Annotated in this window: 23 protein-coding genes; 1 reads left to right on the plus strand and 22 read right to left on the minus strand. The window is 70.7% G+C overall.

What is annotated here, in order from left to right; all coding sequences use genetic code 11:
* Window positions 1-105: 105 nt before the first annotated feature.
* The 13 genes from metK to pyrR all read right to left on the minus strand — a co-directional run bounded on the left by metK (window position 106) and on the right by pyrR (window position 14,366).
* The gene (metK, locus tag AB0C62_RS19450; RefSeq protein WP_164369988.1) at window positions 106-1,314 is read right to left on the minus strand and encodes a methionine adenosyltransferase; all 1,209 of its coding nucleotides are present in this window, start codon (window positions 1,312-1,314) and stop codon (window positions 106-108) included.
* Window positions 1,315-1,553: 239 nt separating this feature from the next.
* Complete coding sequence (coaBC, locus tag AB0C62_RS19455; RefSeq protein ID WP_362974717.1) at window positions 1,554-2,756, minus strand: bifunctional phosphopantothenoylcysteine decarboxylase/phosphopantothenate--cysteine ligase CoaBC; 1,203 nt, start codon at window positions 2,754-2,756, stop codon at window positions 1,554-1,556.
* A gap of 91 nt (window positions 2,757-2,847) precedes the next feature.
* Window positions 2,848-3,120: a DNA-directed RNA polymerase subunit omega gene (rpoZ, locus tag AB0C62_RS19460; protein ID WP_003982715.1), complete on the minus strand. Its 273-nt coding sequence runs from the start codon at window positions 3,118-3,120 to the stop codon at window positions 2,848-2,850.
* Between the two features lie 37 nt (window positions 3,121-3,157).
* On the minus strand, window positions 3,158-3,715 hold the full coding sequence (gene gmk, locus AB0C62_RS19465) for a guanylate kinase (protein ID WP_362974719.1): 558 nt from the start codon (window positions 3,713-3,715) through the stop codon (window positions 3,158-3,160).
* Window positions 3,716-3,752: 37 nt separating this feature from the next.
* Window positions 3,753-4,076 (minus strand): integration host factor, encoded by a 324-nt coding sequence (locus tag AB0C62_RS19470; protein ID WP_081223334.1) that lies wholly within the window; start codon window positions 4,074-4,076, stop codon window positions 3,753-3,755.
* 274 nt (window positions 4,077-4,350) lie between these two features.
* The gene (pyrF, locus tag AB0C62_RS19475; RefSeq protein WP_362974721.1) at window positions 4,351-5,193 is read right to left on the minus strand and encodes an orotidine-5'-phosphate decarboxylase; all 843 of its coding nucleotides are present in this window, start codon (window positions 5,191-5,193) and stop codon (window positions 4,351-4,353) included.
* On the minus strand, window positions 5,190-6,296 hold the full coding sequence (locus tag AB0C62_RS19480) for a quinone-dependent dihydroorotate dehydrogenase (RefSeq protein WP_362974723.1): 1,107 nt from the start codon (window positions 6,294-6,296) through the stop codon (window positions 5,190-5,192). Before AB0C62_RS19480 ends, pyrF begins: the two co-directional genes overlap by 4 nt.
* A 94-nt stretch (window positions 6,297-6,390) precedes the next feature.
* Window positions 6,391-9,699, minus strand: a complete 3,309-nt coding sequence (gene carB, locus AB0C62_RS19485) for a carbamoyl-phosphate synthase large subunit (RefSeq protein ID WP_362974725.1) — start codon at window positions 9,697-9,699, stop codon at window positions 6,391-6,393.
* Window positions 9,692-10,864 carry a glutamine-hydrolyzing carbamoyl-phosphate synthase small subunit gene (carA, locus tag AB0C62_RS19490; RefSeq protein ID WP_362974727.1) on the minus strand — a complete coding sequence of 391 codons (1,173 nt, stop codon included), beginning with the start codon at window positions 10,862-10,864 and terminating at the stop codon, window positions 9,692-9,694. The genes carB and carA overlap by 8 nt, the downstream gene beginning before the upstream one ends.
* Window positions 10,861-11,427 (minus strand): hypothetical protein, encoded by a 567-nt coding sequence (locus AB0C62_RS19495; RefSeq protein ID WP_362974729.1) that lies wholly within the window; start codon window positions 11,425-11,427, stop codon window positions 10,861-10,863. Before AB0C62_RS19495 ends, carA begins: the two co-directional genes overlap by 4 nt.
* Entirely contained in the window at window positions 11,424-12,710 is a 1,287-nt protein-coding gene (locus AB0C62_RS19500; protein ID WP_362974731.1) for a dihydroorotase, read from the minus strand. Before AB0C62_RS19500 ends, AB0C62_RS19495 begins: the two co-directional genes overlap by 4 nt.
* Window positions 12,711-12,715: 5 nt before the next feature.
* Window positions 12,716-13,693 carry an aspartate carbamoyltransferase catalytic subunit gene (locus AB0C62_RS19505; protein WP_081223341.1) on the minus strand — a complete coding sequence of 326 codons (978 nt, stop codon included), beginning with the start codon at window positions 13,691-13,693 and terminating at the stop codon, window positions 12,716-12,718.
* Window positions 13,694-13,775: 82 nt separating this feature from the next.
* Complete coding sequence (gene pyrR / locus AB0C62_RS19510) at window positions 13,776-14,366, minus strand: bifunctional pyr operon transcriptional regulator/uracil phosphoribosyltransferase PyrR (protein WP_362974733.1); 591 nt, start codon at window positions 14,364-14,366, stop codon at window positions 13,776-13,778.
* 255 nt (window positions 14,367-14,621) lie between these two features.
* Between pyrR and bldD the strand changes: the two genes are divergently transcribed.
* Window positions 14,622-15,122 (plus strand): transcriptional regulator BldD, encoded by a 501-nt coding sequence (gene bldD, locus AB0C62_RS19515; RefSeq protein WP_037621142.1) that lies wholly within the window; start codon window positions 14,622-14,624, stop codon window positions 15,120-15,122.
* 236 nt (window positions 15,123-15,358) lie between these two features.
* Here bldD and nusB read toward each other — a convergent pair whose 3' ends face one another.
* The 9 genes from nusB to mltG form a co-directional block, all read right to left on the minus strand.
* On the minus strand, window positions 15,359-15,793 hold the full coding sequence (gene nusB, locus AB0C62_RS19520; RefSeq protein ID WP_362974735.1) for a transcription antitermination factor NusB: 435 nt from the start codon (window positions 15,791-15,793) through the stop codon (window positions 15,359-15,361).
* A 2-nt stretch (window positions 15,794-15,795) separates the two neighbouring features.
* The gene (efp, locus tag AB0C62_RS19525; protein ID WP_081223344.1) at window positions 15,796-16,362 is read right to left on the minus strand and encodes an elongation factor P; all 567 of its coding nucleotides are present in this window, start codon (window positions 16,360-16,362) and stop codon (window positions 15,796-15,798) included.
* 60 nt (window positions 16,363-16,422) lie between these two features.
* Window positions 16,423-17,532 (minus strand): aminopeptidase P family protein, encoded by a 1,110-nt coding sequence (locus tag AB0C62_RS19530; RefSeq protein ID WP_362974737.1) that lies wholly within the window; start codon window positions 17,530-17,532, stop codon window positions 16,423-16,425.
* Between the two features lie 123 nt (window positions 17,533-17,655).
* Window positions 17,656-18,582 (minus strand): Pro-rich N-terminal domain-containing protein, encoded by a 927-nt coding sequence (locus AB0C62_RS19535; RefSeq protein WP_362974739.1) that lies wholly within the window; start codon window positions 18,580-18,582, stop codon window positions 17,656-17,658.
* A gap of 186 nt (window positions 18,583-18,768) precedes the next feature.
* Window positions 18,769-19,860: a 3-dehydroquinate synthase gene (gene aroB / locus AB0C62_RS19540; RefSeq protein WP_362974741.1), complete on the minus strand. Its 1,092-nt coding sequence runs from the start codon at window positions 19,858-19,860 to the stop codon at window positions 18,769-18,771.
* Complete coding sequence (locus tag AB0C62_RS19545; protein WP_362974932.1) at window positions 19,857-20,339, minus strand: shikimate kinase; 483 nt, start codon at window positions 20,337-20,339, stop codon at window positions 19,857-19,859. The genes aroB and AB0C62_RS19545 overlap by 4 nt, the downstream gene beginning before the upstream one ends.
* 29 nt (window positions 20,340-20,368) lie before the next feature.
* Complete coding sequence (aroC, locus tag AB0C62_RS19550) at window positions 20,369-21,553, minus strand: chorismate synthase (RefSeq protein WP_164369976.1); 1,185 nt, start codon at window positions 21,551-21,553, stop codon at window positions 20,369-20,371.
* 233 nt (window positions 21,554-21,786) lie between these two features.
* Window positions 21,787-22,626 carry a shikimate dehydrogenase gene (locus AB0C62_RS19555; protein ID WP_362974743.1) on the minus strand — a complete coding sequence of 280 codons (840 nt, stop codon included), beginning with the start codon at window positions 22,624-22,626 and terminating at the stop codon, window positions 21,787-21,789.
* Window positions 22,607-24,394 (minus strand): endolytic transglycosylase MltG, encoded by a 1,788-nt coding sequence (gene mltG / locus AB0C62_RS19560; RefSeq protein ID WP_362974745.1) that lies wholly within the window; start codon window positions 24,392-24,394, stop codon window positions 22,607-22,609. Before mltG ends, AB0C62_RS19555 begins: the two co-directional genes overlap by 20 nt.
* Between the last annotated feature and the right edge of the window lie 4 nt (window positions 24,395-24,398).

Raw genomic sequence — 24,398 nt, forward strand, 5'->3', positions numbered from 1 at the left:
ACGAGTTCGTCAAGGAGACCGTCGCCCACGGCGGCACGGTCATGTTCGTCGGCACGAAGAAGCACCGGGGTGCCGGGCCTCACGGCTCAGTCGGTTGCGGCGGGACTACAGGCCCGCGGCCTTGCGGAGCGCGTCCACCCGGTCCGTCCGCTCCCAGGTGAAGTCCGGCAGCTCACGGCCGAAGTGGCCGTAGGCGGCGGTCTGGGAGTAGATCGGGCGGAGCAGGTCGAGGTCACGGATGATGGCCGCCGGGCGGAGGTCGAAGACCTCGGAGATGGCGGTCTCGATCTTCTCCGCGTCGACCTTGGCGGTGCCGAAGGTCTCGACGAACAGACCGACCGGCTCGGCCTTGCCGATGGCGTACGCCACCTGGACCTCGCAGCGCGACGCGAGACCCGCGGCGACGACGTTCTTCGCGACCCAGCGCATCGCGTACGCGGCGGAGCGGTCGACCTTGGACGGGTCCTTGCCGGAGAACGCGCCGCCGCCGTGGCGGGCCATGCCGCCGTACGTGTCGATGATGATCTTGCGGCCGGTGAGGCCGGCGTCGCCCATCGGGCCGCCGATCTCGAAGCGGCCGGTCGGGTTCACCAGGAGGCGGTAGCCCTCGGTCTCCAGCTTGATGCCGTCGTCGAGGAGGGCCTTCAGCTCCGGCTCCACCACGAACTCGCGGATGTCGGGGGCGAGCAGCGACTCCAGGTCGATGTCCGACGCGTGCTGCGAGGAGACGACGACGGTGTCCAGACGGACCGCCTTGTCGCCGTCGTACTCGATGGTGACCTGGGTCTTGCCGTCGGGGCGCAGGTACGGGATGGTCCCGTTCTTGCGGACCTCGGACAGCCGGCGCGAGAGCTTGTGCGCGAGGTGGATCGGGAGCGGCATCAGGTTCGGGGTCTCGTCCGTCGCGTACCCGAACATCAGGCCCTGGTCGCCCGCACCCTGCTTGTCCAGCTCATCCTCATCACCTTCGACACGGGACTCGTACGCCGTGTCGACACCCTGCGCGATGTCCGGGGACTGCGAGCCGATCGACACCGACACGCCACAGGACGCTCCGTCGAAGCCCTTCTTCGACGAGTCGTAGCCGATCTCCAGGATCTTGTCCCGGACGAGCTGCGCGATCGGCGCGTAGGCCTTGGTCGTGACCTCTCCGGCCACATGCACCAGGCCGGTCGTGATGAGCGTCTCCACGGCGACCCGGGACGTCGGGTCCTCTCGCAGAAGCGCGTCGAGAATGGTGTCGCTGATCTGGTCAGCGATCTTGTCGGGGTGACCCTCGGTCACGGACTCCGAGGTGAACAGGCGACGGGACACAACGCTCCCTGTGGTTGCAGCGGCTGCTGGCTGATCATGGGTGGACGGGCTGGGGGCTGCGCCCGGCGTCGTCCGAGAACAGTTTATCGGTCGCGCTCAGCCGCCGGACGCCTGTCTCGCCTCTCGGGAAGCCTGTGACCTGCGGCACGGGCATTCTGCGCCATGGCCAGGGGGGTCCGCCAGGGTCGCCACGCCCGATTTCGCGGGCTTCGCGGCTTCCGGAGGGGTGGATGAGACATTCACCCCAGTCGGCGTGTCACGAGGTCCCAGACCGTGTCGGCCAGCGCTTCCTTGGGTCCGTGGGCCACCGGCGTCTCGCTTCCGTCGGCCCCGAGCACCACGGCCTCGTTCTCCTCGGAGCCGAACGTGCGACTCTCGCCGACCTCGTTCACCACCAGCAGATCGCAGCCCTTGCGTGCCAGCTTCGTCCGTCCGTTGGCGAGGACGTCGTCCGTCTCCGCCGCGAAGCCGACGACCACCTGGCCGGGGCGCGCCCGTTCGGCGGAGATCTCCGCGAGGATGTCCGGATTACGGACGAGCACGATCGGCTCCGGCTCCCGGCCGTCCTTCTTCTTGATCTTTCCGGCCGCGTACGTCTGGGGGCGGAAGTCCGCCACCGCGGCGGCCATCACCACGGCGTCGGCGTCGGGGGCCGCCTTGAGCACGGCCTCCCGCAGCTGCACGGCGGTCCCGACCCGGATCACGTCGACGCCGGCCGGATCCGGGAGGCCGGTGTTCGCGGCGATCAGGGTGACGCGGGCGCCCCGCGCGGCGGCGGTGCGGGCCAGGGCGTACCCCTGCTTGCCGGAGGAGCGGTTGCCCAGGAAGCGGACGGGGTCGAGGGGCTCGCGGGTGCCGCCGGCGCTGACGACGACGTGCCGTCCGGCGAGATCCGGCTCGGTGACACCGCGGGCGAGGACGCGGCGGCAGACCTCGAAGATCTCCCCCGGGTCGGGGAGCCGTCCCTTGCCGGTGTCGACGCCGGTCAGGCGGCCGACGGCGGGCTCGACGACGACGGCTCCACGGCGCCGCAGGGTCGCCACGTTCTCCTGAGTGGCCGGGTGCTCCCACATCTCGGTGTGCATGGCGGGCGCGAAGACGACCGGGCAGCGGGCGGTGAGCAGGGTGTTGGTGAGCAGGTCGTCGGCGAGGCCGTGGGCGGCCTTGGCCAGCATGTCCGCCGTCGCGGGGGCCACCACCACCAGGTCGGCGTGCTGCCCGATGCGTACGTGCGGGACCTCGTGGACGTCCGACCAGACCTCGGTGGAGACGGGGTGGCCCGAGAGGGCGGACCAGGTGGCGGCGCCGACGAAGTGCAGGGCGGACGCGGTGGGCACGACCCGTACGTCGTGACCCGACTCGGTCAGCCGTCGCAGCAGCTCACAGGCCTTGTACGCGGCGATGCCACCGCTGACCCCCAGGACGACCCTCGGCTTGTCCACCGTCTCTCCCCGCACTAGGAAACGTACGACTCCATGACACACCACAGGCCCGGCGGTCGCGCCGCCGGGCCTGGGATGAGGATGTGAACGACTACTGGGCGGGGCCCTCGACGGCCTCGGACGTCAGCAGTCCCGCGTTGATCTCGCGCAGGGCGATCGACAGCGGCTTCTCGTGGACGTGGGTGTCGACGAGCGGACCGACGTACTCGAGGAGGCCCTCGCCGAGCTGCGAGTAGTACGCGTTGATCTGGCGGGCACGCTTGGCCGCGTAGATCACCAGGCTGTACTTCGAGTCGGTGGCCTCGAGAAGCTCGTCGATCGGAGGGTTGATGATGCCCTCGGGAGCGGTGATGGAAGAGGACACGCTCTGCCTTCCGAAAGGTGGAAAAAGACCTGAAAGATCAAACAACTTCCACCAAGGCTAGCAGCTCACGCGCCACGTCCTCGACGGAGGTGTTGACCAGGGTGACATCGAACTCCGGCTCGGCCGCCAGTTCGATCTTCGCCGCCGCGAGGCGACGCTCGATCACCTCGGGGGATTCGGTGCCACGACCGGTGAGCCTGCGCACCAGCTCCTCCCAGGAGGGCGGGGCCAGGAAGACGAGCAGCGCCTCCGGCATCGACTCACGGACCTGGCGCGCGCCCTGGAGGTCGATCTCCAGGAGGACGGGCACACCCGACTCCAGGTGCTCCAGGACGGCGGCACGCGGGGTTCCGTAGCGGTTGCCCGCGAACTCGGCCCACTCCAGCAGCTCGCCGTTGGCGATCAGCTTGTCCATCTCCTCGTCGGAGACGAAGAAGTAGTGCACCCCGTGCTTCTCACCGGGGCGGGGCCTGCGGGTCGTCGCCGACACCGAGAGCCAGACCTCGGGGTGTTCCTTGCGCATATGAGCGACGACCGTGCTCTTGCCGACCCCTGAGGGGCCGGAGAGCACGGTCAGCCGCGGACGTTCACTCATGCAGCGATTATTCCAGCAATCCCGGGGTGCCCAGGACTCAGGCGCCGGAACCGCCGAACTCGCGCTCCAAAGAGGCGATCTGGTTCGAGCCGAGACCGCGAACCCGGCGGCTCTCGGAGATCCCGAGTCGCTCCATGATCTGCTTGGCGCGGACCTTGCCCACGCCCGGCAGGGACTCCAGAAGGGCGGAGACCTTCATCTTGCCGACGACGTCGTTCTCCTGGCCCTGCTTGATGACCTCGTGGAGAGAAGCACCGGAGTGCTTGAGTCGATTCTTGACCTCGGCCCGCTCCCGGCGAGCCGCGGCGGCCTTTTCGAGCGCGGCTGCGCGCTGTTCAGGGGTAAGGGGCGGAAGAGCCACGCCTACGTCACCTCGGATGTCGAACTGTCGGATACGGACCGGTGAGGAACCTGTTCGCCCCACACCTGGGGAGGTACGAGCAACACGCTTGCCCGTTCTCTCGACGGAGACTAGCGGGCAAGTGCGCCAGAGTCAGCGAGAACAGCGGAAAAGTCCTGGTCAGCCTCCCTGGAGCCCGACATTTCCGACATAACGCCCCGGATTTGAGAATGTATTCAGACTCGGGGCGCCCGGAAGACCGTCGCCGGGGCTGTTCCGGAGCGCCGCGAAGGGCTCAGACGGCCGTCACGGCGGCCCTGATCTCCTCCGCGAAGCGGTCCGCGGAGGAGCGCAGCGCGACCACGTCGGGACCGAACCGCAGGACGCCCCGGCTCACGTTCGGGACGACGTTGCGCACCGCGGGCCCGAAGACGCCCGCCAGATCGGCCGCCGTCGCTCCCTGGGCGCCGATGCCGGGCGCGAGGAGCGGGCCGTTGATGTCGAGGTCGTAGGAGGACAGATCGCCCAGCGTGGCGCCGACGACCGCGCCGAAGGAGCCGAGCGGCGCCTCGCCCGCGTTCTCGACGGCCAGGTGCGCCAGCATCGTCGCCCCGACGTTCCGGCCGTCCTCGCGCAGGGCGTGCTGGACCTCGCCGCCCTCCGGGTTGGAGGTGAGCGCGAGGACGAAGAGCCCGGCCCCGCTCTCGCGCGCCAGCTCGACCGCGGGCAGCAGCGAGCCGTACCCGAGGAACGGCGACACGGTCAGCGCGTCCGAGAAGAGGGGCGCGTCCTTGCGCAGGAAGGTCTCGGCGTACGCGGCCATGGTCGAGCCGATGTCGCCGCGCTTGGCGTCCATCACGACCAGTGCCCCTGCCGCGCGGGCCTCCTCGACCGACTTCTCCAGGACGGCGATCCCGCGCGAGCCGAACCGCTCGAAGAAGGCGCTCTGCGGCTTCAGGACGGCGACCCGGTCGGCCAGCGCCTCGACGACCGTGCGGCTGAAGCGCTCCAGGCCGGCGATGTCGTCGGCCAGGCCCCAGTCGGCGAGCAGGGAGGCGTGCGGGTCGATGCCCACGCACAGCGGGCCCCGCTCGTCCATGGCGCGGCGCAGGCGGGCGCCGAAGGGTTCCAGGCTCATACGGACTTCCTCACGTCGGCGCCGACCGCGTCGGCGAGGGTGGCGTACGGGCTCGTCCGCAGACGGGCGGCGAGCCCCTTGTGGAGGGCGCGGCCCCAGAAGGGCCCCTCGTAGATGAAGGCGCTGTAACCCTGGACGAGCGTGGCGCCGGCCAGGATGCGCTGCCAGGCGTCCTCGGCGTTCTCGACGCCGCCGACGCCCACCAGGGTGATGCGGTCGCCCACGCGCGCGTAGAGGCGGCGCAGCACCTCCAGCGAGCGCGCCTTGAGCGGTGCGCCCGACAGCCCGCCGGTCTCCCCCACCAGGGCCGGGTCGGACGACAGGCCGAGTCCCTCGCGCGCGATGGTGGTGTTCGTCGCGATGATCCCGTCGAGGCCGAGTTCCACGGCGAGGTCGGCGACCGCGTCGACGTCCTCGTCGGCGAGGTCGGGCGCGATCTTGACGAGGAGCGGGACGCGCCGGCCGGTGACCGCGCGGTCCGCGGCCTCGCGGACCGCGCTCAGCAGCGGGCGGAGCGCCTCGGTGGCCTGGAGGTTGCGCAGGCCGGGCGTGTTCGGGGAGGAGACGTTCACGACGAGGTAGTCGGCGTGCCGGGCGAGCCGCTCGGTCGACTTCACGTAGTCGCCGACGGCCTCCGCCTCGGGAACCACCTTGGTCTTGCCGATGTTGACGCCGACGACGGTCCTGAAGACGGGCGTGCGGGCCGCCAGGCGCTCGGAGACGGCCGCGGAGCCCTCGTTGTTGAAGCCCATGCGGTTGATCAGCGCGCGGTCCGGGACGAGGCGGAACAGCCTCTTCTTGGGGTTGCCGGGCTGCGGCTCCCCGGTGACCGTGCCGATCTCGATGTGGTCGAAGCCGAGCATCGCCATGCCGTCGATGGCCACGGCGTTCTTGTCGAACCCGGCGGCGAGTCCGAAGGGGCCGTGCATGCGCAGTCCGAACGCCTCGGTGCGCAGTTCTTTGTGGCGGGGGGCGAGCGCGGCGGCGACGAAGGTGCGCAGGACGGGGACGCGGGCGGTGAGCCGGATCCAGCGGAAGGCGAGGTGGTGTGCCTGCTCCGGGTCCATCCGCTTGAAGACGAGGTTGAAGAAGAGCTTGTACATGATCGTGTCCTCGGAAGAGCCCGGTACGGGCCTCAGGCGGGATAGGGGCCTCATGAAGAGGGGGACACCGTCTCCGGTGTCCCCCTCTGGGCTGCTAGTCGCGCGCGGCGGTCAGATGCTCGGCGTGTTCCTGGAGTGAGCGCACGCCCACGTCTCCGTGGTTGAGCGCGTCGATGCCCTGGACGGCGGCGGCGAGCGCCTGCACCGTCGTCAGGCACGGGACGGCCCGGGCCACGGCCGCGGTCCGGATCTCGTAGCCGTCGAGGCGGCCGCCGGTGCCGTACGGCGTGTTGACGATGAGGTCGACCTCGCCGTCGTGGATGAGCTGGACGATGGTCTTCTCGCCGTTCGGGCCGGTGCCCTCGCTCTGCTTGCGCACGACGACGGCGTTGATGCCGTTGCGCTTGAGCACCTCGGCCGTGCCGGAGGTCGCGAGCAACTCGAAGCCGTGGGCGACGAGTTCACGTGCCGGGAAGATCATCGAGCGCTTGTCGCGGTTGGCGACCGAGATGAACGCGCGGCCCTTGGTCGGCAGCGGACCGTAGGCACCCGCCTGGGACTTGGCGTACGCGGTGCCGAACACCGAGTCGATGCCCATGACTTCACCGGTGGAGCGCATCTCCGGGCCGAGCACCGTGTCCACGCCGCGGCCGTGGATGTCGCGGAAGCGCGACCACGGCATGACGGCCTCCTTGACGGAGATCGGCGCGTCGAGCGGCAGGGTGCCGCCGTCGCCCTCGGCCGGGAGCAGGCCCTCGGCGCGCAGTTCGGCGACGGTCGCGCCCAGCGAGATACGGGCGGCGGCCTTCGCGAGCGGCACCGCGGTCGCCTTCGAGGTGAAGGGGACGGTGCGCGAGGCGCGCGGGTTGGCCTCCAGGACGTAGAGGATGTCACCGGCCATCGCGAACTGGATGTTGATCAGGCCGCGGACGCCGACACCCTTGGCGATGGCCTCCGTCGAGGCGCGCAGCCGCTTGATGTCGAACCCGCCGAGGGTGATCGGAGGGAGCGCGCACGCCGAGTCGCCGGAGTGGATGCCGGCCTCCTCGATGTGCTCCATGACGCCGCCGAGGTAGAGCTCCTCGCCGTCGTACAGCGCGTCGACGTCGATCTCGATCGCGTCGTCGAGGAACCGGTCGACGAGGACCGGCCGGGAGGGGCTGATCTCGGTCGACTCGGCGATGTACGAGGAGAGCCGCGTCTCGTCGTACACGATCTCCATGCCCCGGCCGCCGAGGACGTACGAGGGGCGGACGAGGACGGGGTAGCCGATCTCGTCGGCGATGGCCTTGGCCTGGGTGAAGGTGGTGGCGGTGCCGTGCTTGGGGGCGGGCAGGCCCGCCTCCGCGAGGACCTGGCCGAAGGCGCCGCGGTCCTCGGCGGCGTGGATCGCCTCGGGCGAGGTGCCCACGACCGGCACGCCGTTGTCCTTGAGTGCCTGCGCGAGGCCGAGCGGGGTCTGGCCGCCGAGCTGCACGATCACACCGGCGACGGGCCCGGCCAGCGTCTCGGCGTGCACGATCTCCAGCACGTCCTCGAGCGTCAGCGGCTCGAAGTACAGGCGGTCGGAGGTGTCGTAGTCCGTGGAGACGGTCTCGGGGTTGCAGTTGACCATCACGGTCTCGTAGCCCGCCTCGCTGAGCGCGAAGGAGGCGTGGACGCAGGAGTAGTCGAACTCGATGCCCTGGCCGATGCGGTTGGGCCCGGAGCCCAGGATGATCACGGCGGGCTTCTCGCGCGGCGCGACCTCGCTCTCCTCGTCGTAGGAGGAGTAGAAGTACGGCGTCTTCGCGGCGAACTCGGCGGCGCAGGTGTCGACCGTCTTGAAGACCGGGCGCACACCGAGGGCGTGCCGGACCTCGCGCACGACGTCCTCGCGCAGTCCTCGGATCTCGGCGATCTGGGTGTCGGAGAAGCCGTGCCGCTTGGCCTCGGCGAGCAGCTCGGGGTCGAGCTTGTCGGCGGCGGCCAGCTCGTCCGCGATCTCCTTGATCAGGAACATCTGGTCGACGAACCAGGGGTCGATCTTCGTGGACTCGAAGACCTCCTCGGGCGTGGCACCGGCACGGATGGCCTGCATGACGGAGTTGATGCGGCCGTCGGTGGGCCGGACGGCCTCCCGCAGCAGCTCGGCCTTGTCGCCGGGCTCGCCGACGAAGGTGAACTGGCTGCCCTTCTTCTCCAGCGAGCGCAGCGCCTTCTGGAGCGCCTCGGTGAAGTTGCGGCCGATCGCCATGGCCTCGCCGACCGACTTCATGGTGGTCGTGAGGGTGGAGTCGGCGGACGGGAACTTCTCGAAGGCGAAGCGCGGGGCCTTCACGACGACGTAGTCGAGGGTCGGCTCGAAGGACGCCGGGGTCTTCTCGGTGATGTCGTTCGGGATCTCGTCGAGCGTGTAGCCGACGGCCAGCTTGGCGGCGATCTTGGCGATCGGGAAGCCGGTGGCCTTGGAGGCGAGCGCCGAGGACCGCGAGACGCGCGGGTTCATCTCGATGACGATGATGCGGCCGTCCTCGGGGTTGACCGCGAACTGGATGTTGCAGCCGCCGGTGTCGACACCGACCTCGCGGATGATCGCGATGCCGATGTCACGCAGCCGCTGGTACTCGCGGTCCGTGAGCGTCATCGCCGGGGCGACGGTGATCGAGTCACCGGTGTGGACGCCCATGGGGTCGAAGTTCTCGATGGAGCAGACGACCACGACGTTGTCGTTCTTGTCGCGCATCAGCTCCAGCTCGTACTCCTTCCAGCCGAGGATGGACTCCTCCAGGAGCACCTCGGTGGTCGGGGAGAGCGTCAGGCCCTGGCCGGCGATGCGGCGCAGCTCCTCCTCGTCGTGGGCGAAGCCGGAGCCGGCGCCGCCCATGGTGAAGGAGGGGCGGACGACGACGGGGTAGCCGCCGAGCGTGTCCACGCCCGCGATCACGTCGTCCATGGTGTGGCAGATCACGGACTGGGCGGACTCGCCGTGGCCGATCTTCTCGCGGACGGCCTCGACGACTCCCTTGAAGAGGTCGCGGTCCTCGCCCTTGTTGATGGCCTCGACGTTGGCGCCGATCAGCTCGACGCCGTACTTCTCCAGCACACCCTGCTCGTGCATGGAGATCGCGGTGTTGAGGGCCGTCTGGCCGCCGAGGGTCGGCAGCAGGACGTCGGGGCGCTCCTTGGCGATGATCTTCTCGACGAACTCGGGGGTGATCGGCTCGACGTACGTGGCGTCGGCGATCTCCGGGTCGGTCATGATCGTCGCGGGGTTGGAGTTGACGAGGATGACCCGCAGGCCCTCCGCCCGCAGGACGCGGCACGCCTGGGTGCCGGAGTAGTCGAACTCGGCGGCCTGGCCGATGACGATCGGGCCGGAGCCGATGACCAGGACGGACTGGATATCGGTGCGCTTAGGCACGCTGGCCCTCCATCAGGACTGTTTCCATCAAAGACGTGAAGCGGTCGAACAGGTAGGCGGCGTCGTGCGGTCCTGCCGCCGCTTCGGGGTGGTACTGCACGCTGAAGGCCGGCTGGTCGAGCAGCTGGAGGCCCTCCACCACGTTGTCGTTGAGGCAGACGTGGGAGACCTCGGCGCGGCCGTAGGGGGTCTCGGAGACCTTGTCGAGCGGGGCGTCGACGGCGAAGCCGTGGTTGTGAGCGGTGACCTCGACCTTGTTGGTCGTACGGTCCTGCACCGGCTGGTTGATGCCGCGGTGGCCGTACTTCAGCTTGTAGGTGCCGAAGCCGAGGGCGCGGCCGAGGATCTGGTTGCCGAAGCAGATGCCGAAGAGCGGGGTCTTGCGGGCGAGCACTTCCTGCATCACCGCGACCGGGCCGTCGGCCGTGGCCGGGTCGCCGGGACCGTTGGAGAAGAAGACGCCGTCCGGGTTCACGGCGTAGACGTCCTCGGCGGTGGCCGTCGCGGGCAGCACGTGCACCTCGATGCCGCGCTCGGCCATCCGGTGCGGGGTCATGCCCTTGATGCCGAGGTCGACGGCGGCGACGGTGAACTTCTTCTCACCGATCGCGGGGACGACGTACGCCTCCTTGGTCGCGACCTCGGCGGCGAGGTTCGCGCCCTTCATCTCGGGCGCCTGGCGGACCTCGGCCAGCATGGTGCCCTCGTCGGGCAGCGCGTTGCCGGAGAAGATGCCGACGCGCATGGCCCCGCGCTCGCGGAGGTGGCGGGTCAGGGCGCGGGTGTCGACACCGCTGATGCCGACGACGCCCTGCGTGCGCAGTTCCTCGTCGAGGGAGCGGCGGGAGCGCCAGTTGGAGGGGACGCGGGCGGGGTCGCGGACGACGTAGCCGGCGACCCAGATCCGCTTCGACTCGGGGTCCTCGTCGTTCACGCCGGTGTTGCCGACGTGCGGGGCCGTCATCACGACGACCTGCCGGTGGTAGGACGGGTCGGTGAGGGTCTCCTGGTAGCCGGTCATGCCGGTGGAGAACACCGCTTCGCCGAAGGTCTCCCCCACGGCCCCGTAGGCGCGGCCGCGGAAGACCCGGCCGTCCTCCAGGACGAGTACGGCGGGAAGCGCCTTTTTCCTCTGCGAGGCGTTCCCCTGGGTGGAGGTCGTCATCGTGCGCCTTCCGTTTCCGTCGTGTCGATCATGGTGTTCAGGGTCTCGACCCAGGCCGCGTGCTCGTCCGCCCGGTCCGAGCGGAAGCCGGAGTCGAGCAGCCGGTCGCCGTGCTGCCAGGTGACGACGAGCAGTCCGCCCTCGGTGAGGACCTTGCCCGCGATGCCCTTGTCGAGCCGGGCCTCGCGCAGTTGCGAGGCCGGGACGAAGAAGTCGCTCGCACCGGGGCGTACGACGTCCAGTCCCGCGTCCGTCAGCGTGAGCTCGGCCCGGCTGCGGGTGCCGAGGCCGTGCGCCACGATCCGGTCGAGCCACTGCCCGGCGGTGGTGGAGCCGTGATAGCGGCCGCTCATGTTCAGTCTCACCGGGCCGGTGTCTTCCGGCGCGGTGGGGAGCTCGGGCAGGTCGCCCTGGAGGGTGCCGCGCCACTTCCAGCCCTCGCGCATCAGCCAGTAGACGAGCGCGATGAAGAGGACGATGCCGACGAGCCAGCCGATGCGGGCGGCCCAGTCGGTCACTTCCGCCGACTTCTGTTCGGCGGCCAGGGGGAGGAGAGGTGTCACGCGAGCTTCCCGTCGACGAGGGTGGCCTTGCCCCGCAGCCAGGTGTGGGTGACCCTGCCCGGCAGCTCGCGGCCCTCGTAGGGGGTGTTGCGGCTGCGCGAGGCGAAGCCCGCGGGGTCCACGTCCCCACGGTATGCGGTGTCGACCAGCGTGAGGTTGGCGGGCTCACCCTCCGAGACGGGGCGTCCGTGGCCGGTGGCCCCGCCGATCAGCGCGGGCTTGGCGGACATGCGGTCGGCGACGCCGGCCCAGTCGAGCAGGCCGGTCTCGACCATCGTCTGCTGGACGACGGACAGCGCGGTCTCCAGGCCGACCATGCCCATGGCGGCGGCGGCCCACTCGCAGTCCTTGTCCTCGTGCGGGTGCGGCGCGTGGTCGGTGGCGACGATGTCGATGGTGCCGTCGGCGAGCGCCTCGCGGAGCGCCATGACGTCCTTCTCGGTGCGCAGCGGCGGGTTGACCTTGTAGACCGGGTTGTAGGTGCGCGCCAGCTCGTCGGTGAGCAGCAGGTGGTGCGGGGTGACCTCGGCGGTGACGTCGATGCCGCGGGACTTGGCCCAGCGGATGATCTCGACGGAGCCGGCGGTCGACAGGTGGCAGATGTGGACGCGGGATCCGACGTGCTCGGCGAGCAGGACGTCGCGGGCGATGATCGACTCCTCGGCCACCGCGGGCCAGCCGCCGAGACCCAGCTCGGCGGAGACGACGCCCTCGTTCATCTGGGCGCCCTCGGTGAGGCGGGGCTCCTGGGCGTGCTGGGCGACGACGCCGCCGAAGGCCTTCACGTACTCCAGGGCGCGGCGCATGATCACCGCGTCGTCCACGCACTTGCCGTCGTCGGAGAAGACCGTGACGCCGGCGGCGGACTCGTGCATGGCGCCCAGCTCGGCGAGTTTCTTGCCCTCCAGGCCGACGGTGACGGCGCCGATCGGCTGCACGTCGCAGTAGCCGTGCTGCTGGCCGAGCCGGTAGACCTGCTCGACGACGCCGGCGGTGTCGGCGACGGGGAAGGTGTTGGCCATGGCGAACACGGCCGTGAAGCCGCCACTGGCCGCCGCGCGCGTGCCGGTGAGCACGGTCTCGGAGTCCTCGCGGCCGGGCTCGCGCAGGTGGGTGTGCAGGTCGACCAGGCCCGGCAGGAGCACCTTGCCGTCGGCCTCGACGACCTCGGCGCCCTCCGCCGACAGTCCGGTGCCGACCGCGGCGATCGTGTCGCCGTCGATGAGGACGTCCTGCGGCTCGCCGCCGAGCACCTTCGCACCACGGATAAGGATCTTGCTCATGGTTCTTACTTCTCCTCGGTACGGGTGTGGGTGACGGCGGGCTCGTTGCCGCCCAGCAGCAGGTAGAGCACGGCCATGCGGATGGAGACGCCGTTGGCGACCTGCTCGACGACGGTGCAGCGGTCGGAGTCGGCGACCTCGGCGGTGATCTCCATGCCGCGGACCATCGGCCCGGGGTGCATCACGATGGCGTGCTCGGGCATCTTCGCCATGCGCTCGCCGTCGAGGCCGTAGCGCCGCGAGTACTCGCGCTCGGTCGGGAAGAACGCGGCGTTCATCCGCTCGCGCTGGACGCGGAGCATCATCACCGCGTCGGACTTGGAGAGCGTGCTGTCGAGGTCGTAGGAGATCTCGCAGGGCCAGGACTCGACGCCGACCGGGACCAGCGTGGGCGGCGCGACGAGGGTGACCTCGGCGCCGAGGGTGTGCAGCAGGTCGACGTTCGAGCGGGCGACCCGGCTGTGCAGGACGTCGCCGACGATCGTGATGCGCCGGCCGGCCAGGTCCTGGCCGATCCCGGCGTCCCGGCCGACCAGCCGGCGGCGCATGGTGAAGGCGTCGAGCAGGGCCTGCGTGGGGTGCTGGTGGGTGCCGTCGCCCGCGTTGATCACGGCGGCGTCGATCCAGCCGGAGGTGGCGAGCCGGTACGGGGCTCCGGAGGCGCCGTGCCGGATGACGACGGCGTCGACCCCCATGGCCTCCAGGGTCTGGGCGGTGTCCTTGAGGGACTCGCCCTTGGAGACGCTCGACCCCTTGGCGGTGAAGTTGATGACGTCGGCGGAGAGGCGCTTCTCGGCGGCCTCGAAGGAGATCCGGGTCCGGGTCGAGTCCTCGAAGAAGAGGTTGACGACGGTCCGGCCGCGCAGGGTCGGCAGTTTCTTGATCGGCCGGTCGGCGACCCGGGCCATCTCCTCGGCGGTGTCGAGGATCAGGACGGCGTCGTCGCGGGTGAGGTCGGCGGCCGAGATGAGATGACGCTGCATCTGTCAGGCTCCGTAGGGAAGTTCAGGGAGGATTCGGGCATGCGGGCGCGCGGGAGCGCACTCGGCGGCGTGGGCCGGAGTGCTACCGCTGCGCGTCCGGGGCGGTCCGCTTGGCACCGAGCAGCACGGTGTCGCGACCGTCCTCCTCGGCGAGCTGGACCTTGACCGTCTCCCGCAACGACGTGGGGAGGTTCTTGCCGACGTAGTCGGCGCGGATGGGCAGTTCGCGGTGGCCCCGGTCGACCAGGACCGCGAGCTGCACGGCGCGCGGGCGGCCGATGTCGTTCAGCGCGTCGAGCGCGGCGCGGATGGTGCGGCCGGAGAAGAGCACGTCGTCGACGAGGACGACGAGGCGACCGTCGATGCCGTCACCGGGGATCTCGGTGCGGGCCAGCGCACGCGGCGGGTGCATGCGCAGGTCGTCGCGGTACATCGTGATGTCGAGGGAGCCGACAGGGATCTTGCGGTCGGTGATCTCTTCGAGCTTGTCGGCCAGCCGACGGGCGAGATACACGCCCCGGGTCGGGATGCCGAGGAGCACGACGTCGTCGGCGCCCTTGGCGCGCTCGACGATCTCGTGGGCGATGCGGGTCAGCACCCGGGCGATGTCGGGCGCCTCCAGAACGGGCCGCGCATCGGCTTCGTACTGCTGCTTGTCCTGCTCTGAGTCCATAGGAAACGGACCTCCTTCTCCGCCTCACGGGACGGATCATTAAAGGACGTCGGAATTGCGCCATCCACGGTACCAGCCCGGCAACGCGCCTGATCACCCCCCTTTGAGCCACCCCCCGCCGACCCCCGTGCGGGGACCGGGTCCGACCCCTTCCGCTTGACGGGGGAGAGTAACGCTGCGTAACCTCACAGTGAGTCACCAGAGTCACCAGCCGCGCGGCGGAGCCGCACGTTGATACAGCGTCCGGGGAGCTATATGTCCAGCGAATACGCCAAACAGCTCGGGGCCAAGCTCCGTGCCATCCGCACCCAGCAGGGCCTTTCCCTCCACGGCGTCGAGGAGAAGTCCCAGGGACGCTGGAAGGCCGTCGTGGTCGGTTCGTACGAGCGCGGCGACCGCGCCGTGACCGTCCAGCGCCTCGCCGAGCTGGCCGATTTCTACGGGGTCCCGGTGCAGGAGCTGCTGCCCGGCACCACGCCCGGCGGTGCCGCCGAGCCGCCGCCGAAGCTGGTCCTCGACCTGGAGCGGCTGGCCCACGTGCCGGCCGAGAAGGCGGGCCCCCTCCAGCGCTACGCGGCGACGATCCAGTCGCAGCGCGGTGACTACAACGGCAAGGTGCTGTCGATCCGCCAGGACGACCTGCGCACGCTCGCCGTCATCTACGACCAGTCCCCCTCGGTCCTGACCGAGCAGCTGATCAGCTGGGGCGTCCTGGACGCCGACGCGCGCCGCGCGGTCGCTCACGACGAGGGCTGATCCCGCAGTACAGCCCAGCAGAAACGTGCCGCCGGGGTGGCCGGAACCATCAGGTTCCGGCCACCCCGGCGGCTTTCTGCGCTCTCAGGGGCCTCAGGAGCACCAGAGGCACCATGAGGGGCCGGAGAGCGCCCCGGGCGCCCGGACCCCGGGAGGAACGCCGGAGGGCCCGCAGCGGTCGGCTGCGGGCCCTCCGGCGATGCCTACGTCCCCTGCGGGCCGTACGCGTCCGTCGTCTAGTCCTCGTCGCGGCGCAGCGACGGCTTCAGCTCCTTGAAACGGCCGAGCAGGCCGTTCACGAACGAGGGCGACTCGTCCGTGGAGAACTCCTTGGCCAGCTGCACCGACTCGTCGAGCACCACGGCGTCAGGGGTCTCGTCGACCCAGATCAGCTCGTAGGCGCCGAGACGCAGGATGTTGCGGTCGACGACCGGCATCCGGTCCAGCGTCCAGCCGACGGCGTACTGCGCGATGAGGTCGTCGATCCGGCGCACCTTGGTGGCGTACCCCTCGACCAGCTGCATCGTGTACTCGCTGACCGGCGGCTGCCGGGTGTCGGACCGGGAGTGCCGGATCCAGTCCGCGAGGACTGTCAGGACGTCCACGCCGCGCTGGTCGCCCTCGAAGAGGATCTGGAAGGCGCGCTTGCGGGCCGTGTTGCGGGCAGCCACGGTTAGCTGTTCACCCGGCCGAGGTAGTCGCTCGAGCGGGTGTCGACCTTGATCTTCTCACCGGTGGTGATGAAGAGCGGGACCTGGATCTGGTGACCGGTCTCCAGGGTGGCGGGCTTGGTGCCACCCGTGGAGCGGTCGCCCTGGACGCCCGGCTCGGTCTCCTGGATGACCAGCTCGACGGCGGCGGGCAGCTCGACGAAGAGCACCTCGCCCTCGTGCTGGGCGACGGTGGCGGTGAAGCCCTCGATCAGGAAGTTGGCGGCGTCACCGACGGACTTGCGGTCGACCATGAGCTGGTCGTACGTGTCCATGTCCATGAAGACGAAGTACTCGCCGTCCATGTACGAGAACTGCATGTCGCGCTTGTCGATCGTGGCCGTCTCGACCTTGACGCCGGCGTTGAACGTCTTGTCGACGACCTTGCCGGAGAGCACGTTCTTCAGCTTGGTGCGCACGAAGGCCGGGCCCTTGCCGGGCTTGACGTGCTGGAACTCGACGACGGACCAGAGCTGGCCTCCGTCGAGCTTGAGCACCAGGCCGTTCTTGAGGTCGTTCGTGGAAGCCACGGTTGCGGAATCTCCTGGACTGACGTGGACGACCCCGGCGCAGGCGCACAGCTCGGTGAGCTAGAGCGCGAGCAGCTCCTTGGTCGTGATGGTGAGTAGCTCGGGTCCGCCGTCCGCCTCAGGGCGTACGACGAGCGTGTCATCGATCCGGACACCGCCCCGTCCCGGGAGGTGGACCCCCGGTTCGACGGTGACCGGCACGCAAGCGTCCAGTTTACCCATGGCCGCGGGGGCAAGCTGCGGGTCCTCGTCGATTTCGAGCCCGACACCGTGCCCGGTGAGGGACGAGACGCCTTCCGTGTGCCCCGCGGAGTCCAGCACCTGACGGGCCGCACGGTCCACGTCGCGGTAGGCGGCGCCCGGCAGGAGCGCCTCCCGTCCGGCGCGCTGAGCGGCGAAGACGAGGTCGTACAGCTCGATCTGCCAGTCGGCGGGCGAGGTGCCGATCACGAACGTACGACCGATCTCACAGCGGTAGCCTCGGTAGGTCGCGCCGAGACAGACGGAGAGGAAGTCGCCTTCCTCCACTCTCCGGTCGGTGGGCCGGTGACCCCGCCTGCCCGAGTTCGGGCCGGTGCCCACCGAGGTCGCGAAGGCCGGGCCGTCCGCTCCGTGGTCGACGAGCCTGCGCTCCAGTTCCAGCGCGAGATGGCGTTCCGTCCGGCCGACGAGGATGGATTCGAGGAGTTCGCCGAGCGCCTGGTCGGCGATCTCCGCACCGATCCGCAGGGCGGAGATCTCCTCCTCGTCCTTGATGACGCGCAGCTGCTCGACCGCGCCGCCCAGGTCCGCGAGGCGCAGCCGGGGCGCCACCGAGCCAAGGGCGCGGTGGCGGGTCACGGTCAGGTGGTGCTCCTCGACGGCGAGGGACTCGGCGCCCTGCCCTGTGGCCATGCCCGCGGCGGCGACGGCCGGATCGCCGCCGGCCCGTGGCAGCACCCTGACGTCCACCGCCTCGTCCGGGCGTCCTTCGACGGCGTCACCGGTCGGCGGTCCGCCGCACAGCAGCACGTCCTCGCCGCGGCCGAGCAGCAGCAGGACGGAGCCGTGCGGGGCCGCTCCGGCGAGATACCTCACGTTGGCGGGACGAGTCACCAGCGCGGTCGCGCTGCCGCTCGCCGTACAGCGCTCCCGGAGCCGCTCTCTGCGGGTCGCGTACACCTCTGACATGAGACCGAGCGTACGAGCGGCGGGCGGATGGCGCCGGTCCAGAGGGCCGGACGGGTCCGCCGGGGAGGCCGGACGGGTCCGTGACGGGCGGGACGATCGGTGCCGTACGGCTTCAGCGGTGCGTCACCACTGGGGCGGGCTGGCGATCGACCGGGCGAGGACGTCGTCCAGGACGCGGGCCGTGGCGGCCACGTCGAGCTGGGAGTTGTCGATGATGGGCAGGCCCGAGCCGTACCACCCGGCCATCCGGCCGTGGATACGGGCGACCTCCTCGTCACTGAGGCGGCGGTTCCCCGAGCGCTCCGCGTTGCGCTCCAGGACGATCTCCAGGCCCGGCAGCAGCACGACCGGCAGCAGACCGGGTCCGACGTGCCGCTTCCAGCCGCCGAGGCCGACGACCGGGCGGTCCGGGAAGACCGCGTCGTCGAGGATGCAGGAGATGCCGTTGGCCAGGAAGTTCCGCGCGGCGAAGCCGCAGGTGCGGCGGGCCAGGCGGTACTGCGCCTCGGAGTGGTCGTTCCACCCTGTCTGCGGGTCGGCGAAGCCCGAGCGCACCCACTCGCGTACGTCGTCCAGGCTGATGTGGGCGGTGGGCACACGGCGGTGGTCGGCCCAATACTTGGCGACGCTGGTCTTCCCGGCGCCCGCGGGGCCGATGAGCAGGACCGCGAGGGTGGTGGCGGCCGGGTCGGGGGTGCCGGGGGCCGGCGGCGGGCTCGGCATGGCGACCGGGCCGCCCGGAGGCAGCTGGACATGACCGGTGGTCTCCGGCGGCGGCCCGGGGAGGTGCTGCGGGGGCTGCGCGGAGGGGTGCTGCGGGGGCTGCGCGGAGGGGTGCTGCGGGGGCTGCCCGGGCGCGTGGTGCGGCGCCATGGGGTGCTGCGGGGGCTGAGCGGGAGGGGCGCCCGGAGGGACCGGTCCTCCCGCGAATCCCGGAGCAGGTGCCGGACCCGGCTGCCCCGGGTGGTGTCCGGCCGGTGACCAGCCGGCGGCCGGTCCGTGCCCCGGCTGATGGGGCGGCGGCAGCGGAGCCCCCACTGCGTGCTGCATCCGGTGCCACTCCGTCTCGTACAGGCAATGGGCGCTGGCGAACGGGACACCGGTCCCGCCGCTACCGAACGGTACCTTCCCCGGCCGTCGTTGTGTGAACGGCCGGGGAACGCGCGAAGTGCCCAGGGGACAGAACGGGTTGAGCAGGGTGTTCCCGGTGCGTACGCGCGCCGGGGCCGTCGCGTCCTACTCCGCGACCTCGCCGTACGCCGCGAGGAGGACGGCCGGGTCGGGGCCCTCCAGGACGGTGGGCTTGGCCAGTCCGTCGAGGACGATGAAGCGCAGCAGGTCGCCGCGGGACTTCTTGTCGACCTTCATGTTCTCCAGGAGCTTCGGCCACTGGTCGTAGCGGTAGCTCAGCGGGAGACCCACGGACTCCAGGACCGTGCGGTGGCGGTCGGCGGTCGCGTCGTCCAACCGGCCCGCGAGGCGGCCCAGTTCGGCGGCGAAATGCATGCCGACGGAGACGGCCGCGCCGTGCCGCCACTTGTAGCGCTCGTTCTTCTCGATGGCGTGCGCGAGCGTGTGGCCGTAGTTGAGGATCTCGCGCAGCCCCGACTCCTTGAGGTCGCCGGAGACGACCTCCGCCTTGACCTTGATGGAGCGCTCGATCAGCTCGGCGGTGTGCGGGCCGGCGGGCGTCCGGGCCGCCTGCGGGTCCGACTCGATGAGTTCGAGGATCGCCGGGTCGGCGATGAAGCCGGCCTTGATGACCTCGGCGAGCCCGGAGACGAAGTCGTTGACCGGCAACGAGTCGAGCGCGGCCAGGTCGCACAGTACGCCGGCGGGCGGGTGGAAGGCGCCGACGAGGTTCTTGCCCTCGGCGGTGTTGATGCCGGTCTTGCCGCCGACCGCCGCGTCGACCATGCCGAGCACCGTGGTGGGGACGGCGATCCAGCGCACCCCTCGCAGCCAGCTGGCGGCGACGAAGCCGGCCAGGTCGGTGGTGGCGCCACCACCCACTCCGACGATCACGTCGGTGCGGGTGAAGCCGGACTGGCCGAGCGCCTTCCAGCAGTAGGCGGCGACCTCGACGGTCTTGGCCTCCTCGGCGTTCGGCACCTGGATCGCGACGGCCTCGTAGCCCTCGTCCGCGAGGTCGGCGCGGAGCGCCTCTCCCGTCTCGGCGAGCGCCTCGGGGTGGACCACGGCGACCCGCTTGGCCTTCTCGCCGATCAACCCGCCCAGTTCACCCAGGAGTTGACGGCCGACCAGGACCTCGTAGGGATCGGTGCCCGCGGTGCCACCGACCTGGATGCGGGTCACTGCCTCGCTCATGCTTCCTTCAACTCCAGTGCGTCGAGGACCGCTCGGGCGACCTCATCGGGGGTGCGGCCGTCGGTCGCCACGACCGCGCGGGCGACTTCGGTGTACAGGGGGCCGCGGGCTTCCATGAGCTCGCGCCACTGCCGGCGCGGGTTGACGGCGAGCAGCGGCCGAGCCGCGTTCAGGCCGGTGCGCTGGACCGCCTCCTCCACGTCCATGGAGAGGTAGACGACCTGGTGGCCGGCGAGCAGCGCGCGGGTGTCCTCGTCGAGGATCGAGCCGCCGCCGAGCGCGAGGACGCCGTCGTGTCCGGCGAGCGCCTCGTGCACGGCCCGCTTCTCGATCGCGCGGAAGGCGTCCTCGCCCTCGTCCACGAAGATGTCCGCGATGGTGCGGCCCTGTGCGGTGACGATGTCGTCGTCCGTGTCCCGGTAGGCGCAGCCGAGCCGCTCCGCGACGAGCGCGCCCACCGTGGACTTGCCGACCCCCATCGGGCCGACGAGGACCAGACGTGGCGCGGTCACCGGATGGCCAGGTTCTCGAGGTAGCCGGTCACGTTGCGGCGGGTCTCGGGGACGCTGTCGCCGCCGAACTTCTCCGCGACGGCGTCGGCCAGGACGAGCGCGACCATGGCCTCGGCGACGATGCCGGCGGCCGGGACGGCACAGACGTCGGAGCGCTGGTGGTGGGCCTTGGCGGCCTCGCCGGTGGCGACGTCGATGGTGGCCAGTGCGCGCGGCACGGTGGCGATGGGCTTCATCGCGGCGCGGACGCGCAGCAGTTCGCCGGTGGTGAGGCCGCCCTCGGTGCCGCCGGAGCGGCCGGTGGAGCGCCGGATGCCGTCAGCGGTGTGGACGATCTCGTCGTGCGCCTGGGAACCGGGCACGCGGGCCAGGTCGAAGCCGTCGCCGACCTCGACGCCCTTGATCGCCTGGATGCCCATGAGCGCGGCCGCGAGCCGGGCGTCGAGGCGCCGGTCCCAGTGCACGTGCGAGCCGAGGCCCACCGGCACGCCGTACGCGAGCACCTCGACGACGCCGCCGAGGGTGTCGCCGTCCTTGTGGGCCTGGTCGATCTCCGCGACCATCGCCTTCGACGCGTCGGCGTCGAGGCAGCGCACCGGGTCCGCGTCGAGCTTCTCGACGTCGGAGGGCTTGGGGAGGACGCCGTAGGGCGCCTTGGCGGCGGCCAGCTCGACGACGTGGGACACGATCTCGATCCCGGCCGTCTCCTTGAGGTACGAGCGGGCGATCGCGCCGAGTGCCACACGGGCCGCGGTCTCGCGGGCGGAGGCACGCTCCAGGATCGGCCGGGCCTCGTCGAAGCCGTACTTCTGCATGCCGGCGAGGTCGGCGTGGCCGGGCCGGGGACGGGTCAGCGGGGCGTTGCGGGCGAGGTCGGCGAGGATCTCCGGGGCGACCGGGTCGGCCGCCATGACCTGCTCCCACTTGGGCCACTCGGTGTTGCCGACCATGACGGCGATCGGGGAGCCGAGGGTGAGTCCGTGCCGGACACCGCCGAGGAAGGTGACCTCGTCACGCTCGAACTTCATCCGGGCACCGCGTCCATAGCCGAGGCGCCGCCGGGCCAGGTGGTCCGCCACCATGTCCGTGGTGATCGGCACGCCGGCGGGAAGTCCCTCCAGCGTGGCCACAAGTGCGGGACCGTGGGACTCCCCCGCGGTCAGCCAGCGCAACCTGCTCAACGGTGCTCCTCATGCTCGCGCCCTGGTGCTGCTGCTGCGTACGCGCGTCCTCGCGTACGGCGACGGCGCGACCGGGTGCGCGGCCCTGGCCCGCCATCCCCGATCCTCCCACGTCCGACGGCGGGAACCGGCCGCAGGTCCATCAGGCGGACGCGGCCGTCCGGGGCACGGCGGACCCCGAGCCCCGTGCCAGGGCGGGCCGGAGGGCGTACGGGGCGTCCTGTCGCCGGGCCCTAGCGGGCGGCGAGGGCGTGTTCGCCGGCCTTGCGCATCGCGTCGAGCGGGGCGGGGCCGCGCCCGGTCATCTGTTCCACCTGCAGCACCGCCTGGTGGACGAGCAGGTCCAGCCCGCCGACGACGGCACCGCCGTACGCCGACCAGCGGGCCGCGAGGTCCGTGGGCCAGGGGTCGTAGAGCACGTCGAAGAGGGTGGCCGGGCGTTCCGGGACGGCTCCGGCCAGGGCGTCCGTGGTGCCCGCCGGGGTCGTGGCGATCACCAGCGGTGCCCGCAGCGCCTCGGCGGCGTCCGCCCAGTCGGCGGTCCGCACCCCGACGCCGAGTCGCTCGCCCCACTGCCGCATCTCGGCGGCCCGTTCCGCGCTGCGGACGTAGGCGACGACCTCGCCGGTGCAGATCCGCGCCAGGGCGGCGAGAGCGGAGGAGGCGGTGGCGCCGGCGCCGAGGATCGCGGCCGAGTCGACCTGCTCGATCCCGCGCTCGCGCAGCGCGGCGACCATCCCCGGGATGTCGGTGTTGTCACCGGTGCGCCGCCCGTCCTCGGTGAACACGACGGTGTTGACGGCCTCGACGGAGGCGGCCGTCTCGGTGACGTCGTCGAGCAGCGGAATCACGGCCCGCTTGAGCGGCATGGTCAACGACAGCCCGGCCCACTCGGGGCCGAGCCCGTCGAAGAACCCGGTCAGCGACTCCTCGTCGACCTCGAAGCGGTCGTACGACCAGTCGGCGAGGCCCAGCTCCCGGTACGCGGCGCGGTGCAGCACCGGCGAGAGGGAGTGGGCGATCGGCGACCCGAGCACAGCGGCCCGGCGGGCATCAGTTGCCCGAGCTGTCATTGAACTTTTCCTTGAGCTTCTCGAATTCGGCGTTCGTCTTGGCGAATTCGGTCTTGCTGTGACCGTCGGTCGCCACGAAGTACATCCAGCCGTCCTTCGTCGGACTGAACGTCGCATTCAGGGCTTCGACGCCCGGATTGCCGATCGGTCCGGGCGGCAGACCCCGCTGCGTGTACGTGTTGTACGGGTCCTTGTTGCTGTTGATCTCGGACTCGCTGATGTGGATGTTGCTCTGACCCTTCAGATAATTGAAGGTCGAGTCGAACTGGAGCAACTGATTCGTCTCGGTGTTTCCGGCCTTGAGACGGTTGTAGACGACCTCGGCCATCTTCCGGTAGTCGTCGTGCGTCTTGCCCTCGGCCTGCACCAGACTCGCGACCGTGACGACCTGCAACGGGTCCGCGAGCTTCATCGCCTTCGCCTTCTCGGCGAGCCCCATCGACGCGTAGTTGCTCGCGGCCTGCTTGACCATGCTCTTGAGCACGTTCTCGGGCTTCATCCCCTTGGCCGCCGGATAGGTGGCGGGCCAGAGGAATCCCTCCAGCGGATCCTTTATGTCGTTGTTGCTGTTCGCCCAGCTCGGAAGTCCGAGACTCTTGTAGTCCTTCTTGGCGACACCACTCGTGGCGCCCTTGGAGAGGCCGAGCTGCTTGTCGATCGCCGCATAGACCGTGGCATTCCGGTTTCCGGGAGCAACGACGACATTGTTCTGACTCTTGGGATCGAGCATCAAATCGACGGCACTCGCCGCGGACATCCCCTTGCGCAGCAGATAGGCGCCCGCCTGGATCTTCTGACCCTGCGGATTCTCCTGCTGGGCGGAGACAAAAGCGTCCACGCTCTTGACGACCCCGAGCTCCTTGAGCTTCTGGCCGATCTCGTAGCCGCCCGCGCCCTTGTTGATCTCGACCGTCACCTGGCCCGAGCCGTCGCCCGCGTAGTCGGGCGCCGAGCCGAAACGGTTCTGGTAGTAGTGGTAGCCGAAATAGCCGACACCGGCGAGGCCGCCGCCGAAGACCGCGACGACCACCAGGCACGCGCAGCCGCTGCGGCGCTTCTTGCCCTTGCCGCCGCCCCGGCCCTTGCGGTCACCGCGGCCCCGGCGACCCTTGGGGTCGTCATCGTCCTCGAGGTCGTCGTCATCGTCGCCGCCCGCGAAGAAGGCGTGCTCGCCCTGGTCGGGGCCCGGGTCCCAGTCCGTCTTCGGCTCGGGCTCGGCACGTCGCCGCGCGGGGGGCTCGGGCGGCGGATAGGCCTCGGGAGTGTTGTAGAAGTCGGGCTGCTCGCCGGTGTACTGGCCCGCGTAGGGGTCGGTCGGGTCGGCGCCGTAGGACACCTGGGGATTACCCCCGGTCTGCCATTCGCCGTCCTCGTACTGCTGCCCGCCCTGACCGCCGTACTGCTGCTGTCCCTGGCCGTCGTAGTGCTGCTGCGCCTGATCCGCGTACGGGGGGTGCCCCTGGCCGGGGTACTGCTGCTGACCCTGGTACTGCTGCTGCCCGTGGAACTGCTGCTGGCCCTGGCCTTGGCCCTGGTACTGCACGGGACCGCCCTGGGGCTGCTGGTACTGCTGCTGCCCCTGGTCGTACGGCTGCCCGCCGTTGCCCCAGTCGCCCTGCTGCGCCTGAGCCTGCGGATAGTGCTGCGGCTGGCCGCCGTCGTAGGCGGACCGGCCGTCGGCGGCCTGTCCGCCCCATCCGCTGTCCCCGTACAACGGGTCCTCCGGATGCCACGGTTCGGAGCCTGGGCCCCGGCCATACTCAGTCATCGAT

The sequence above is a fragment of the Streptomyces sp. NPDC048643 genome (genome assembly GCF_040650615.1).
Taxonomy (GTDB): Bacteria; Actinomycetota; Actinomycetes; order Streptomycetales; family Streptomycetaceae; genus Streptomyces.

Bases quoted from the DNA above. Each gene is read 5' to 3' on its own strand.
- gmk (WP_362974719.1), bottom strand. From the start codon at position 3,715: ATGAGTGAACGTCCGCGGCTGACCGTGCTCTCCGGCCCCTCAGGGGTC.
- pyrF (WP_362974721.1), bottom strand. From the start codon at position 5,193: ATGAGCCTGGAACCCTTCGGCGCCCGCCTGCGCCGCGCCATGGACGAG.
- AB0C62_RS19480 (WP_362974723.1), bottom strand. From the start codon at position 6,296: ATGTACAAGCTCTTCTTCAACCTCGTCTTCAAGCGGATGGACCCGGAG.
- carA (WP_362974727.1), bottom strand. From the start codon at position 10,864: ATGACGACCTCCACCCAGGGGAACGCCTCGCAGAGGAAAAAGGCGCTT.
- AB0C62_RS19500 (WP_362974731.1), bottom strand. From the start codon at position 12,710: ATGAGCAAGATCCTTATCCGTGGTGCGAAGGTGCTCGGCGGCGAGCCG.
- AB0C62_RS19505 (WP_081223341.1), bottom strand. From the start codon at position 13,693: ATGCAGCGTCATCTCATCTCGGCCGCCGACCTCACCCGCGACGACGCC.
- pyrR (WP_362974733.1), bottom strand. From the start codon at position 14,366: ATGGACTCAGAGCAGGACAAGCAGCAGTACGAAGCCGATGCGCGGCCC.
- bldD (WP_037621142.1), top strand. From the start codon at position 14,622: ATGTCCAGCGAATACGCCAAACAGCTCGGGGCCAAGCTCCGTGCCATC.
- AB0C62_RS19530 (WP_362974737.1), bottom strand. From the start codon at position 17,532: ATGTCAGAGGTGTACGCGACCCGCAGAGAGCGGCTCCGGGAGCGCTGT.
- AB0C62_RS19535 (WP_362974739.1), bottom strand. From the start codon at position 18,582: ATGCAGCACGCAGTGGGGGCTCCGCTGCCGCCGCCCCATCAGCCGGGG.
- aroB (WP_362974741.1), bottom strand. From the start codon at position 19,860: ATGAGCGAGGCAGTGACCCGCATCCAGGTCGGTGGCACCGCGGGCACC.
- AB0C62_RS19545 (WP_362974932.1), bottom strand. From the start codon at position 20,339: ATGGGGGTCGGCAAGTCCACGGTGGGCGCGCTCGTCGCGGAGCGGCTC.
- AB0C62_RS19555 (WP_362974743.1), bottom strand. From the start codon at position 22,626: ATGACAGCTCGGGCAACTGATGCCCGCCGGGCCGCTGTGCTCGGGTCG.
- mltG (WP_362974745.1), bottom strand. From the start codon at position 24,394: ATGACTGAGTATGGCCGGGGCCCAGGCTCCGAACCGTGGCATCCGGAG.